We start from the raw sequence: 13,294 nt of genomic DNA on the forward strand, positions 1-13,294 counted from the left end.
CTTCTGCATCCGACCCCCTCCGTCTTCCGGGAGTCGTCTTCAGAATCCGTCTTGCCTTCCAATGCAATAGCTAGACAAAACCCATATGCGATTCCGCTGCCACTTGCGGGGAGAGGTCGGATCGCATCGGAGATGCGATCCGGGTGAGGGGGAGTCTCCGCGACTCCCACTCTCACCGAACGGGCAGAGGCTCCCCCTCATCCCGACCTTCTCCCCGCAAGCGGGGAGAAGGAGAAGTGGCGTCGCCCCCCTCCATTGTCGCGCCCGCATCAAACGCGCTATGCCTCGGGCATGGCGCATCCGTTGTCCCGCATCATCGACCAGCTCAAGCGTGAACCGTCGCGCACCGGCTCCATCGTCATCACCGTGTTCGGCGACGCCATCGTGCCGCGCGGCAGCTCAGTGTGGCTCGGCACGCTGCTGGAATTCTTTCAAGGGCTCGACATCGACAGCGGCGTGGTGCGCACGGCGATGTCGCGGCTTGCGGCCGATGGCTGGCTCACGCGGGAAAAGGTCGGCCGCAACAGCTTCTATCGGCTTGCCGAGAAAGGCCGCCAGACCTTCGAGGCTGCGACGCGCCACATCTACGATCCGCCGCCATCGGATTGGACCGGCCGCTTCGAGCTGCTGCTGATCGGCAATGGCGAGCACCGCGACGCCTCGCGTGAGGCGCTGCGCAACGCCGGCTTCGGCAGTCCGCTGCCGGGCGTCTGGGTCGCGCCGTCGGGGGTGCCAGTCCCGGATGAAGCTTCGGGCGCGATCCGTCTCGAGGTCTCGGCGGAGGATGACAGCGGGCGTCGACTGCTCAGCGCAAGTTGGCCGCTGGATCGCACCGCGGATGCCTATCTGAAATTCATGAAGACGTTCGAGCCGCTGCGCGCCGCGATCGGCCGCGGCACGGACCTGTCCGAGGCCGACGCCTTCACCGCGCGCATCCTCTTGATCCACCACTACCGCCGCGTCGTGCTGCGCGATCCGCTGCTGCCCGAAAGCCTGCTGCCGACGAACTGGCCGGGCAGGGCCGCACGGGACCTGTGCGGCGAAATCTATCGTGCGCTGCTTGCCCCCTCCGAACAATGGCTTGATGGACATGGAACCAACGAAAAGGGGCCATTGCCGCCAGCGCGGAAGCTGCTGGAAAGGAGGTTCGAGGCCTGAGTTTTATGTTACAGAAATATCTTGCATGACGTAATTATTGTTATATATTCCCTCCCAATAAATCGGGAGGATGCGCATGTATACCCAGGCGCTGAATACGGCCGAGACCAACGACCGCAGTCTTGAGGACGCAGGCCTAGCTGCGCAGTTCCAGGCCCGCATCGATGCCGAGGAGCGCATCGAGCCGAACGACTGGATGCCGGCGGCCTATCGCAAGACGCTCACACGCCAGATTTCCCAGCACGCCCATTCCGAAATCGTCGGCATGCTGCCCGAAGGCAACTGGATCACCCGCGCGCCGACCCTGCGCCGCAAGGCCGCGCTCCTCGCCAAGGTGCAGGACGAGTGCGGCCACGGCCTCTATCTCTACGCCGCGGCCGAGACGCTCGGCACCTCGCGCGAAGAGCTGGTCGACGCCATGCTCGCGGGCAAAGCCAAGTATTCCTCGATCTTCAACTATCCGACGCTGACCTGGGCCGACATCGGCACCATTGGTTGGCTGGTCGACGGCGCTGCGATCATGAACCAGATCCCGCTGTGCCGCTGCTCCTATGGACCCTATGCGCGCGCGATGATCCGCGTCTGCAAGGAAGAATCCTTCCATCAGCGCCAGGGCTACGAGATCATGCTGACGCTGTGCCGCGGCTCGGACGAGCAGAAGGCGATGGCGCAGGATGCGCTGAATAGATGGTGGTGGCCGGTGCTGATGATGTTCGGCCCGCCAGATAGCACGAGCCAGCATAGCGACACTTCGACGAAGTGGAAGATCAAGCGCTTCTCCAACGACGAGCTGCGCCAGAAGTTCGTCGATGCTACCGTACCGCAGGCGCAATATCTCGGCCTCACCATTCCCGATCCCGGCATGATTCAGGATGCCGACGGGCACTGGCGTTACAGCGAGATCGACTGGACCGAGTTCAAGCAGGTCCTCGCCGGCAACGGTCCGTGCAATCGCGATCGCATGGCTGCGCGCCGCAAGGCGCACGAAGACGGCGCCTGGGTGCGCGAGGCCGCAGCTAGCTATGCCGCCAAACGTGCGCATCGCCAGACTGCGCAAGCTGCCGAGTAGGGAGATCAATATGGCCACGCCGAACACGCCGCTGTGGGAAGTCTTCATTCGCAGCCGCAACGGGCTCGCGCACAAGCATGTGGGATCGCTGCATGCGAGCGACGCGACGATGGCTCTGCAGGCCGCCCGCGACGTCTACACCCGCCGCGGCGAGGGCCTCTCGATCTGGGTCGTGCCGTCCACCGCGATCACCGCGAGCGATCCCGCCGAAAAAGGCATGATGTTCGAGCCGGCGGAATCGAAGATCTACCGGCATCCGACGTTCTATGAAGTGCCGGAAGAAGTGGGGCACATGTGATGGCGATCGCCAACATCGAGGTCTCCGAAACGCCGCTGGTTCTCTACGCGCTGCGCCGCGCCGACGATGCGCTGATCCTCGGCCATCGGCTGTCGGAATGGTGCGGGCACGCACCGATGCTGGAAGAGGACATGGCGCTCTCCAACATCGCGCTCGACCTCATCGGTCAGGCGCGCGAGCTCTACAGCTACGCAGCCAAGGCCGAAGGCAAGGACAACGACGAGGACAAGCTCGCTTATCTGCGCGACGTCAGGCAGTATCGCAACCTGCTGCTGGTCGAGCAGCCGAACGGCGATTTTGCCCAGACGCTGGTGCGACAGTTCTTCTATTCCGCGTTCGCCGACCTCTACTGGCGCGCGATGATGAATTCGCGCGACACGACGCTGGCCGCGATTGCCGCCAAGTCGGAGAAGGAGAGCGCCTATCATTTGCGCCACGCCTCGGAGTGGCTCATCCGGCTCGGCGACGGCACCGATGAGAGCCACGCCCGCGCGCAGGCCGCGATCGACCAGCTCTGGGCCTTCACCGGCGAGATGTTTGCCGTCGATGATGGCGAGCGCGCGCTGATCCACGCCGGTATCGCGATTGATCCCGGCACCTTGCGTGGTCGCTGGTTGCAAACGCTTTCCGATGTCGCCAGTGAAGCCACGCTGGTCCTGCCGCAGAACGACTGGATGCAGCAGGGCGGCCGCATGGGCCGGCACAGCGAACATCTCGGCCATCTCCTGTCCGAGCTGCAATCGATGCAGCGCACCTTTCCGGGGCTGACATGGTGAGCGTGCTCGACCGTGACAGCGAACTGCGCCGGCGCGCCTGGGACGCCGCGGCGAGCGTGGTCGATCCCGAAATTCCAGTGCTGACCATCGCCGACCTCGGCGTGCTGCGCGAGGTTGCGCTCGACGGCGATCACGTCGAGGTCGCGATCACCCCGACCTATTCCGGCTGTCCGGCGATGAACATGATCGCGCTGGAAATCGAGGTCGCGCTGGAGCGCGCCGGTTTTCGCCGGTCAAAAGTCCGCACCGTGCTGTCGCCGGCCTGGACCACCGACTGGATGAGCGAGGAGGGTCGCCACAAGCTGCGCGCCTACGGCATCGCGCCGCCGCAGGCTTCAAGCTCGCGCCGGGCACTGTTCGGTGAACAGGCGGTGTCCTGCCCGCAATGCGGCTCGGAAAACACCGAGCTGCTGTCTGAATTCGGCTCGACCTCCTGCAAAGCGCTGTGGCGCTGCAAGTCCTGCCGCGAACCGTTCGATTACTTCAAGTGTCATTGACCATGTCAGCCACCGCACCGCGCTTCCATCGCCTGGCCGTCAACGATCTCCGCCGCGAGGCGTCCGACGCCATCTCGATGACTTTCACCATCCCCGGCGAACTCGCCGGCGATTACGCTTTCACGCCTGGCCAATACCTCACGCTCCGCACCACGCTGGACGGTGAGGAAGTGCGCCGCTCCTATTCGATCTGTTCCGGCCCCGACGACGGCGAGATCCGCATCGCCGTGAAGAAGGTCGACGGCGGTGCGTTTTCGAACTGGGCAGCCGAAGATCTCAAATGCGGCGACGAGCTCGATGTGATGACGCCGACGGGCCGCTTCGGTGCGATTCCTCACGCGGATGCCGGACGCATCCATGTCGGGTTCGCCGCAGGCTCCGGCATCACGCCGATCCTGTCGATCGTCAAGGGCACGCTCGCGCGTGAGCCGGACAGCCGCTTCTTCCTGTTCTACGGCAACCGCACCACCGACAACATCATGTTCCTTGAAGCGCTCGAGGAACTGAAGGACCGCTTCATCGACCGCCTCTCGATCTTCCACGTCATCTCCGGCGAGGAGCAGGACATCCCGATCTTGCACGGCCGGCTCGACGGCGACAAGGTGAGGGTGCTGCTGCGCTCGCTGGTGCCTGCGGCCAGCGTCGATCACGTCTACATTTGCGGGCCCCTCGGCATGAGCGAGGATATCGAGGCGACCTGCCGCGAGCGCGGCATCGCCGAAGAGCGTATCCACGTCGAGCGCTTCGTCTCCGAGTTCGGCGGCAAGCCGCGGCCGAAGAAGGTGGTCGCGCCCGACGCGCCGCCGAAGGCGATCGCCTCGCTGATCATCGACGGCAAACGCCGCGACGTGCCGGTCGCGGAGGACGAGGCGATCCTCGATGCCGCGCTGCGCGCCGGCGTCGATCTGCCCTTCGCCTGCAAGGGCGGCATGTGCTCGACCTGCCGCGCCAAGCTGGTCGAGGGTGAAGCGCCGATGGACATCAACTATTCGCTGGAGCCCTGGGAGCTGAAGGCCGGGTTCGTCCTGACCTGCCAGGCCAAGCCGTCGTCGGAGCGGGTCGTGGTCGATTATGACCATGTCTGACCGGGCGCATCAGAACCCGACAATGCAAATGCGTCGCATTATTTGACAGTTTTCGCCAACCAGCAGAACATCATGGGCCAACATCTGGCCGGGAGAAGCGCGTGAACGTCAAAGCCGCCCTGTCGCCTGAGGATATTGCCCGCGCCTGCGCTGAGGCGATGTGGACGGAGGACGATGCCTCCAAGGGGCTCGGCATGGAGATCGTCGAGATTGGCCCCGGCTTCGCGACGCTCGCAATGACGGTGCGGCCAGACATGGTCAACGGCCAACGCATTGCCCATGGCGGCGTCATCTTCACGCTCGCCGATTCCGCCTTCGCGTTTGCCTGCAACTCGCACAACGAACGCGTGGTCGCAGCGCAAGGGCAGATCACCTTCATCAAGCCGGGCAGGCTCGGCGACCGCCTCGTCGCAAAGGCGCGCGAGATCACCCGCAGCGGCCGCTCCGGCATCTACGACGTGCGCGTCACCGCCGGTGACGTCGTCGTCGCCGAATTCCGCGGGCACTCGCGTGTCATTCCCGGCACGTGGCTGCCGACGCAGGACCAATAATCAAGCAAGAAAAAACTAATCAATGATGGGAAACGAGGATGGCTCTGACGAGACTCAAGGAAGGCGGCAGCGCCTATAGCGCCGAGATGGACGCGCATGAGCGTGCCTCGCGCGACGAGATCATGGCGCTGCAGAAGCAGCGGCTGGCCTGGTCGCTGAAGCACGCCTATGACAACGTCGCGCATTATCGCAAGGCCTTCGACGAGGCCGGCGTGCATCCGTCCGATTTTCGCGAGCTCTCCGATCTCGCGAAATTCCCGTTCACGGTGAAAACGGATCTGCGCGACAATTATCCCTTCAACATGTTTGCCGTGCCGCGCGAAAAGCTGGTGCGCGTGCATGCGTCCTCCGGCACGACCGGCAAGCCGATTGTGGTGGGATATACGCAAGGAGACATCGACACCTGGTCCGGGGTGATGGCGCGCTCGATCCGCGCCGCCGGCGGGCGTACCGGCATGATCATCCATAATGCCTATGGCTATGGCCTCTTCACCGGCGGCCTCGGCGTGCACTACGGCGCCGAAAAGCTCGGCTGCACCGTGGTGCCGATCTCGGGCGGCATGACCGAGCGGCAGGTGCAGCTGATCAACGACTTCCGGCCCGACATCATCACGGTGACGCCGAGCTACATGCTGGCAATCCTCGACGAGTTCAAGCGTCAGAAGCTCGACCCGCGCCAGTGCTCGCTCAAGGTCGGCATCTTCGGCGCCGAGCCCTGGACCAATGCGATGCGCGGCGAGATCGAGGACGCCTTCGATATGGATGCGACCGACGTCTATGGCCTGTCCGAGGTGATCGGTCCCGGCGTTGCGCAGGAGTGTATCGAGACCAAGGATGGCCTGCACATCTGGGAGGATCATTTCTATCCCGAAGTGATCGATCCTGAAACGGGTGCGGTGCTGCCGGACGGTGAGAAGGGCGAACTGGTCTTCACCTCACTCACCAAGGAAGCTTTTCCCGTGATCCGCTATCGCACCCGCGACCTGACGCGGCTGTTGCCGGGCACGGCGCGGCCGGGCATGCGGCGGATGGAGAAGGTGACGGGCCGCTCGGACGACATGATCATCCTGCGCGGTGTCAACCTGTTCCCGACCCAGATCGAGGAGGTGCTGCTCGCGACCGACTGGTGCGGCGGCCACTTCATCCTGGAACTGACCCGCGAAGGCCGTATGGACGAGCTGACCATCATCGCGGAGGCGCGGTCCGAGAGCTGGGACGGCCGCGGTCTCCTCGACCATGCCGACCGGATTGCGACCCACATCAAGAACACCATCGGCATTAGCTCCAGGGTGCAGGTGGTCGCGCCCGCCACGCTGGAGCGCTCGCTGGGCAAGGCCAAACGCCTCTACGACAAGCGGCCCAAGGATTGACTTTACGGATTGACTTGACGGATTGACTTGACCGGCCCCAGAGGCGACAAGGCCCGCGAGAAATCGCGGGTCTTTCATGTCGCCAGCCGATACCAAAACCGTCGAAGCGCGCTGCGTGCGCCTCAATGCCAAGGCCGAGAATGCTGCCGCGGTTGCGCCGGTGGTCGAGCGTCACACGCTGACGCGCGGTCCGAACGATGTCCTGATCGAGGTCAAGGCCGCCGCCGTCAATCCCTCCGACGTCAAGGCCGCGACCGGCTTGATGCCCTATGCTGTGTTCCCGCGCACGCCGGGCCGCGACTATTCCGGCGTGGTGACCGACGGGCCGGCCGGCACGGTCGGCCGCGAGGTGTTCGGCTCCTCCGGCGATCTCGGCATCCGCCGCGACGGTACCCACGCAACCCATCTCGTCGTCGAGGCTGATGCGGTGGTGGAGAAGCCGAGCACGGTGTCGTGGGAGGAGGCAGCGGGCATCGGCGTGCCCTTCGTCACCGCGATGGAAGGCTTTCGCCGCGCCGGCGTGCCGAAGAGCGGGGAGACCGTTTTGGTGTTGGGCGTCAATGGCAAGGTCGGCCAGGCCGCGGTGCAGATCGCGACATGGCAGGGCGCGCGCGTCATCGGCGTGGTGCGCAAAGCGGAAGCTTACGAAGGCCACACCAACGCCCCCATCGAGGTGGTTGACGCCTCCGCGACCGACGTCGCCACGCGCGTGCGCGAATTGACCGGCGGCAAGGGGGTCGATGTCGTCTTCAACACGGTCGGCGATCCCTATTTCCAGGCCGCGCACAAGTCGCTCGCATTGCGTGGCCGTCAGATCCTGATCGCCGCGATCGACCGCATCGTGCAGTTCAACATCCTCGAATTCTACCGGGGCCAGCACACCTATGTCGGCATCGATACGCTCGGCCTGTCGTCGGCCGCGACAGGCGCAGTGCTGCGCGATCTCGGCCCGGGCTTTGCGAGCGGCCAGCTGAAGCCGTTCCCGATCAAGGCGAATGCCGTCTATCCGCTGGAGCGCGCCAAGGAGGCGTATGTCGCGGTTGCCGGCTCCTCGCGGGATCGCGTGGTCCTGAAGCCGTAATCATGGACTCGTCCGCAGCAATCGTCATCTTCGCCGGCCTCGCCATCGGCCTTGTCTACGGCGCCGTCGGTCTGCTCAGCGGCTTCTGCCTGATGAGCAGCATGCGCGGCTGGCTTGCGGAGGGAGACGGACGGCTGGTGCGGACCTATGCGCTGGCGATCGCCGTCGCGATCGCCGCCAGCCAGTTCCTTGCCGGCAACGGCATGGCTGATTTGAGCAAGTCGATCTACCTGCAGCAGACGTTCTCGGTGCCGGTGCTGTTCCTCGGCGGAGTGCTGTTTGGTTACGGCATGGTGCTGTCGAACGGCTGCGGCTCGCGCGCCCTGGTGCTGCTCGGCCGCGGCAATCTCCGCTCCTTCGTCGTCGTGATCGTGCTCGCCATCGCTGCGCAGATGACGCTCAAGGGGCTGGTCGCGCCGGCTCGCATCGCGCTGGTTCAGGCCTCGCAAACCACCGTCAATGTCAATTCGCTGCCTTCGTTGCTGGCATCGCTTGGCCCCGGTGAAGCGCTCTCGCGTGCGCTGGCGGCGGCCGTGATCGTCGTCGCGCTGATCCTGTTTGCCTTCGCGCATCCGATGTTCCGGCGCTCGCCGGGCCAGATCGCGGCGGGCGTCGTCGTCGGCCTGCTCGTCGCCGCCGGCTGGCTTGTCACCGGCTATCTCGGTGCCGACGATTTCAATCCGGTGCCGGTGACCTCGCTCACCTTCATCGCGCCGATCGCGGACGCGCTGCAATACGCCATGCTCTCGACCGGCCTGACGCTCAATTTCGGTATTGCGACGGTCGCTGGCGTCTTCGCCGGCAGCCTGATCACCGCACTCGCCACAGGCCGCTTCAAGCTCGAAGGCTATTCCTCACCGCGCCACATGCTGCGCTCAGGCAGCGGCGCCGCGCTGATGGGCATCGGCGGCGTGATGGCGTTCGGCTGCTCGATCGGGCAGGGGCTCACGGGCGTGTCGACGCTGGCGCTGGGCTCGTTCGTCGCGCTCGCCGGCATCCTGCTCGGCACGACCGCAGGTTTGCGTGGCGTGCTGCGGGTTCAACCGCTCGCGGTGGCCTGACCGCGCAACAGCCGGTCGCCGAGCGTCGCAAGTCCGATGCCGGTGACGATCAATCCGGCGGCGACAGCGAGGCTCAAGTCGAGGGGCTCGTCCAGCAGGATCGCAGCACTGGCGATACCGACGAGCGGTGTTCCGGTGGTGCCAAGCGACGTCGTCAGCGCCGAAACGCTCTTGTTGACCATCGACATCGCCCAATAGGCCAGCGCGCTTCCGATCAGGCCAGAGTACAGGAACAGCATAGCCAGCCGCCACGACCATTCCACGTGCGGCAGCCCGTCGATGACCATCGCAAGGGTCGAGAGCACGCCCGTGGCCACGAGCAGCTGCCAGAACAGGAGCTGGAGCGGGGAGGCGATCCAGCGATGCGCGCGGATATAGATGATATTCGCTGCCCAGGAGATCGCGGCCAGGATGACCATGCCGGCACCGAGCACGACGTTGGCATTGCTCCAGTCGATTGAAGACGGATTCAGGATCACGGCAAGGCCGATCAGTCCGAGCAGGGCGCCGGCAAGCTTGGGTGCGGTCAGGGTGTCCTTTCCGAGCAGGGGTGCCGCAATCGCGACCCAGAGCGGTGTGGTGTAACCGAGCACGATGCCCTTGCTTGCGGGCAGGAAGCGCAGGCCGGCCGCGACTAGAATGGAGAAGAGCGTCATGTGCAGCAGCGCGACGCTGAGGACCACCGGCACGTCGCGCCGCTCCGGAATCACGAGATTGTTGCTCAGCCCGAGGATCACAAACAATCCTGCCAGCGCGATCCAGCTCCGGATCGCCGAGCTCCACAGCGGCGGGACGAGCTGCACCAATTGCTTCGTCACCGACCAGTTCACGCCCCAGGCCAGCACGACGATGAGGAACAGGCCGACGGCCGCGCGGGGTGACAGGGAGTTCATCGCAAGATCCTTGAACCAGTCCGGCCCGGCAGATAGCATCCGCTCTGGTACCCACAAAAGCGCCAGATCAGAAAGGAACAAGGTGCCAGTTTCGGATGATATGATCTCGTCCATGATCGACCTGAAGCGGGCCGGCGACGACGGGCTGGTGGCTCAACTGACGAGTCAGCTCCGTGGCTTGATTGCGACCGGCCGCCTCGGCAAAGGTCGCGCGCTGCCATCGAGCCGCCGGCTCGCGAGCGATCTCGGCGTTTCCCGCAACACCATCACCTATGCGTTCGAGCAGCTCGCCGCGGAAGGATACCTCGAGGCCTCGCACGGCCGCCGTCCGGTGGTCACCGTCGACGGCGGCGAACGACGTCAAGGAGCAGATGCAGTTGCGGCGCGCGTGCGCTCCGGCAAGCCGCGGCTTTCACCCTGGGCCTCGCAGCTCAAGCAGACCGACTGGCCGATGTCCTATCAGGTGCCGCTCAGACCGTTGCGGCCAGGGCTTGGAGATGCGCGGGAGTTTCCGAACGAGATCTGGGCTCGCTGCCTGCGCCGCAGCGCCGTGCGTGCGGCCAAACGCGAGCTCGGACCGGTCAACCGAACGCGCCTGCGCGAGGCGCTCGCGCATTATCTGGCCGCGAGCAGAGGCGTTCGCGCCACGCCAGAGCAGATCATGATCCTGCCGAGCGCGCAGGCCGCGCTGACCTTGATCGCGGTTGTTCTCATCTCGCCCGGTGACGAGGTCTGGGTCGAGGATCCCGGCTATCCCGGCGCGGCCGCAGCCCTCCGCGCCTCCGGCGCGCGCGTGACCGGCATGAGGCTGGACGCGCAGGGAATGCAGCGGATGCCGGGTCTTGCGGCCCCGAAATTGATCTTCATGACGCCATCGCACCAGCATCCCACCGGACGGCTGATGTCGCTGGCGCGCCGCACCGAATTCCTCGGTGTCTGCATGCCCGGCAAGAGCTGGATCGTGGAGGACGATTACGACGGCGAATTCCACTATGACAGCCGGCCGGTGCCGGCCTTGCAAGGGCTCGATGCCCATGGTCGCGTGTTCTATGTCGGTACCTTCTCGAAGGTGATGACGTCGGATATCCGGCTCGGCTATCTCGTTGTGCCGCCGGCGCTGGTCAGCACCTTCGAGATCGCACAGCGGCACATCGGGCTGATCGCATCCAGCCACATCCAGGAAGCGCTGGCCGAGTTCATCGCCGACGGGCATTTCCTTGCGCATCTGCGCCGGATGCGCCGGCTCTATCACGCGCGCCGCGACCACATCGTTGCAGGACTGGAGCGCCATCTGGGCGAGATGCTCTCGGTCGAAGTGCCCGCGGGCGGCATCCAGCTCGTCACTCGCCTCAAACGCGGTAGCGCCGATCGGGCCGCGGTCAAGCGACTGGCGGCGGCGGGCGTTGAAACGCGGGCGCTGTCCAGCCTGGCGCTGGATCGACCCCGCGATCACGGCCTGCTGCTCGGTTTTGCGGCTTGGCGCGAGAACGAGATCGGCGCGGCATTGCGGACGATGGCATCGTGCTTCTAGCGCAGTGGCGCTAGTCCACGGCCTTCGTCACGATGCGGATCTCCGACGTCAATGTCCGGTGCACCGGGCACTTGTCGGCGATCTCCATCAATTTCTTGCGCTGCTCGGCATCGAGCGCCCCGTCGATTACGATGTCGCGCTCGATCTGGTCGAGCATGCCGTCGCGTGTCTCGCACTCCGCGCAGTCTTTGGCGTAGATCTTGGAATGCTTCAATCTGACCGTGACGCGGTCGAGCGGCAGCGATTTGCGGTCGGCATAAAGACGCATGGTCATGGAGGTGCAGGCCCCTAAGCCAGCGAGCAGGAAATCATAGGGCCCAGGACCGGCATCCTCGCCGCCGGCGGCGATGGGTTCGTCCGCCACCAGACGATGTGGTCCGACCGTGACGAGCTGGTTGAACTTGCTCTTGCGCGTCTCCTGCACCACGACCTGACGCGGCGCCTCGGGAAGATCCATCGCCTTCGCGGGCTTTGCGCTGTCGATGTAGCGGCTGGCCCATGCCGTGATCACGTCGGCTGCGTAGAGGGCGTCGGCAGGCTTGGCAAGCAGATGATCGGCATGGTCGAGCGAGACGAAGCTCTTGGGGTGCCTGGCCGCAACGAAGATCTTTGTCGCATTGTCGATGCTGACGGTGTCGTCGACCGGCGAGTGCATCACCAGCAGCGCCTTGTGCAGCCCTGTGATGTCCTTCATCAGCTCGTGCTCGGCGATGTCCTCGAGGAACTCGCGCTTGATCCGGAACGGCCGTCCTGCGAGCGAGACCTCGACCTCGCCCTGCGCGCGGATGTTGTCGAGATGCTCCCTGAAGAGGCCGGTCACGTGCGCCGGATCGGATGGCGCCGCGACGGTCACAACTGCCCTGGCTTCCGGGATACGTCCGGCTGCCGCGAGGATCGCGGCGCCGCCGAGGCTGTGGCCGATCAGGATCGACGGCGCCTTGCGGGCATTGCGCAGATGGTCGGCCGCGCGGACCAGATCGGCGACGTTGGAAGAAAACGTCGAATTGGCGAAATCGCCTTCGCTCGAGCCGAGCCCGGTGAAGTCGAAGCGCAGGACCGCGATGCCCTTGGCTGCCAGCGCGACCGAGATGCGCTTGGCGGCGAGCGTATCCTTGCCGCAAGTGAAGCAGTGCGCAAACAGCGCGTAGGCCGCGGGCTCGCCGTCCGGCAACTCCAGTGCGGCCGCAAGCTGATGTCCGCCTTCGCCGGTGAATTGAAAGCGTTCTGTCGGCATGGGCTTCCCCTCGTTCCTGCTTGAATTCTAATCGTCGGAATAGCGTTGCTCGGCCCAGGGGTCGCCGCGGTTATGATAGCCGCGGACTTCCCAGAAGCCCGGTGCGTCCTCGGTCAGGAATTCGATGGCCTGGAGCCATTTCGCGCTCTTCCAGAAATAGAGATGCGGCACGACCAACCGTACCGGGCCACCATGCTCCTCCGTCAGCGGCTGGCCGGACCAGCTATGGGCGAGCAGCGCATCCTCGGCGGCAAAGTCTTCCAGCGCGAGGTTGGTGGTGTAGCCGTCATGGGAATGCAGCGTCACAAAGCGTGCGTCCTCGCGCGGCTGGCAGGCCGCGAGCAGCTCGCGCGTGGCAAGCCCTTCCCACTCATTGTCGTAGCGCGACCAGGTGGTGACGCAATGGATGTCGGAGGTGAACCGGGCCTGCTTCTGCGCGATGAATTCGGCGAATGTCCAGAACACGGGGCTCTCGATCGCGCCATAGACGTCGAGCCGCCAGCGCTCGCGTGACACCGGCGGCACGACTCCGAGATCGAGCACAGGCCAGTCCTTGGTGAGGTGCTGGCCGGGCGGCAGCCGTTGGTCCTCCGGCCGCGTGATCTTCCCCGTGAGAAAGCGGCCCTCGCGCGCCCATTTCTCCTTGGTGCGCGTCAGCTTGCTGTCGGATGGCGTCTCGTCAGCCATGGT

The 13,294-nt window shown here is 65.1% G+C and carries 14 protein-coding genes; 11 read left to right on the plus strand and 3 right to left on the minus strand.

Annotation, left to right across the window (positions count from 1 at the left end):
• Positions 1-291 precede the first annotated feature (291 nt).
• From paaX to GGD67_RS38735, 10 genes are all read left to right on the plus strand, one after another.
• Complete coding sequence (paaX, locus tag GGD67_RS38690) at positions 292-1,158, plus strand: phenylacetic acid degradation operon negative regulatory protein PaaX (RefSeq protein ID WP_179740224.1); 867 nt, start codon at positions 292-294, stop codon at positions 1,156-1,158.
• Positions 1,159-1,234: 76 nt separating this feature from the next.
• Positions 1,235-2,227, plus strand: a complete 993-nt coding sequence (gene paaA, locus GGD67_RS38695) for a 1,2-phenylacetyl-CoA epoxidase subunit PaaA (RefSeq protein WP_179740227.1) — start codon at positions 1,235-1,237, stop codon at positions 2,225-2,227.
• A gap of 10 nt (positions 2,228-2,237) precedes the next feature.
• The gene (paaB, locus tag GGD67_RS38700; RefSeq protein WP_018315588.1) at positions 2,238-2,525 is read left to right on the plus strand and encodes a 1,2-phenylacetyl-CoA epoxidase subunit PaaB; all 288 of its coding nucleotides are present in this window, start codon (positions 2,238-2,240) and stop codon (positions 2,523-2,525) included.
• A complete protein-coding gene (paaC, locus tag GGD67_RS38705) occupies positions 2,525-3,301 on the plus strand; it encodes a 1,2-phenylacetyl-CoA epoxidase subunit PaaC (RefSeq protein WP_179740229.1) in 777 nt (258 codons plus the stop codon). Before paaB ends, paaC begins: the two co-directional genes overlap by 1 nt.
• The gene (paaD, locus tag GGD67_RS38710; RefSeq protein WP_179740231.1) at positions 3,295-3,798 is read left to right on the plus strand and encodes a 1,2-phenylacetyl-CoA epoxidase subunit PaaD; all 504 of its coding nucleotides are present in this window, start codon (positions 3,295-3,297) and stop codon (positions 3,796-3,798) included. The genes paaC and paaD overlap by 7 nt, the downstream gene beginning before the upstream one ends.
• Before the next feature lie 2 nt (positions 3,799-3,800).
• The gene (gene paaE / locus GGD67_RS38715) at positions 3,801-4,883 is read left to right on the plus strand and encodes a 1,2-phenylacetyl-CoA epoxidase subunit PaaE (protein WP_179740233.1); all 1,083 of its coding nucleotides are present in this window, start codon (positions 3,801-3,803) and stop codon (positions 4,881-4,883) included.
• 101 nt (positions 4,884-4,984) lie between these two features.
• Positions 4,985-5,434 (plus strand): hydroxyphenylacetyl-CoA thioesterase PaaI, encoded by a 450-nt coding sequence (gene paaI / locus GGD67_RS38720; RefSeq protein WP_179740235.1) that lies wholly within the window; start codon positions 4,985-4,987, stop codon positions 5,432-5,434.
• A 38-nt stretch (positions 5,435-5,472) separates the two neighbouring features.
• Positions 5,473-6,804: a phenylacetate--CoA ligase PaaK gene (paaK, locus tag GGD67_RS38725; protein ID WP_179740238.1), complete on the plus strand. Its 1,332-nt coding sequence runs from the start codon at positions 5,473-5,475 to the stop codon at positions 6,802-6,804.
• Positions 6,805-6,880: 76 nt separating this feature from the next.
• Entirely contained in the window at positions 6,881-7,885 is a 1,005-nt protein-coding gene (locus GGD67_RS38730; RefSeq protein ID WP_179740240.1) for a zinc-binding alcohol dehydrogenase family protein, read from the plus strand.
• A 2-nt stretch (positions 7,886-7,887) separates the two neighbouring features.
• Entirely contained in the window at positions 7,888-8,946 is a 1,059-nt protein-coding gene (locus GGD67_RS38735) for a YeeE/YedE family protein (protein ID WP_179740241.1), read from the plus strand.
• On the opposite strand, the gene GGD67_RS38740 is transcribed toward GGD67_RS38735, so the two are convergent.
• Complete coding sequence (locus tag GGD67_RS38740) at positions 8,925-9,839, minus strand: DMT family transporter (RefSeq protein ID WP_179740244.1); 915 nt, start codon at positions 9,837-9,839, stop codon at positions 8,925-8,927. The genes GGD67_RS38735 and GGD67_RS38740 overlap by 22 nt on opposite strands.
• 100 nt (positions 9,840-9,939) lie before the next feature.
• Here GGD67_RS38740 and GGD67_RS38745 point away from each other — a divergent pair, with 100 nt between their 5' ends.
• Positions 9,940-11,370 carry a PLP-dependent aminotransferase family protein gene (locus GGD67_RS38745; RefSeq protein ID WP_179740266.1) on the plus strand — a complete coding sequence of 477 codons (1,431 nt, stop codon included), beginning with the start codon at positions 9,940-9,942 and terminating at the stop codon, positions 11,368-11,370.
• 10 nt (positions 11,371-11,380) lie between these two features.
• Here the strand turns inward: GGD67_RS38745 and GGD67_RS38750 are convergent, their stop codons facing one another.
• Both GGD67_RS38750 and GGD67_RS38755 read right to left on the minus strand, forming a co-directional pair.
• Positions 11,381-12,604 (minus strand): bifunctional alpha/beta hydrolase/OsmC family protein, encoded by a 1,224-nt coding sequence (locus GGD67_RS38750; protein WP_179740246.1) that lies wholly within the window; start codon positions 12,602-12,604, stop codon positions 11,381-11,383.
• A gap of 27 nt (positions 12,605-12,631) precedes the next feature.
• Positions 12,632-13,291, minus strand: a complete 660-nt coding sequence (locus GGD67_RS38755) for a sulfite oxidase-like oxidoreductase (protein ID WP_018315599.1) — start codon at positions 13,289-13,291, stop codon at positions 12,632-12,634.
• Positions 13,292-13,294: the final 3 nt, after the last annotated feature.

The sequence above is a fragment of the Bradyrhizobium sp. IAR9 genome (assembly GCF_013408065.1).
GTDB lineage: Bacteria > Pseudomonadota > Alphaproteobacteria > Rhizobiales > Xanthobacteraceae > Bradyrhizobium.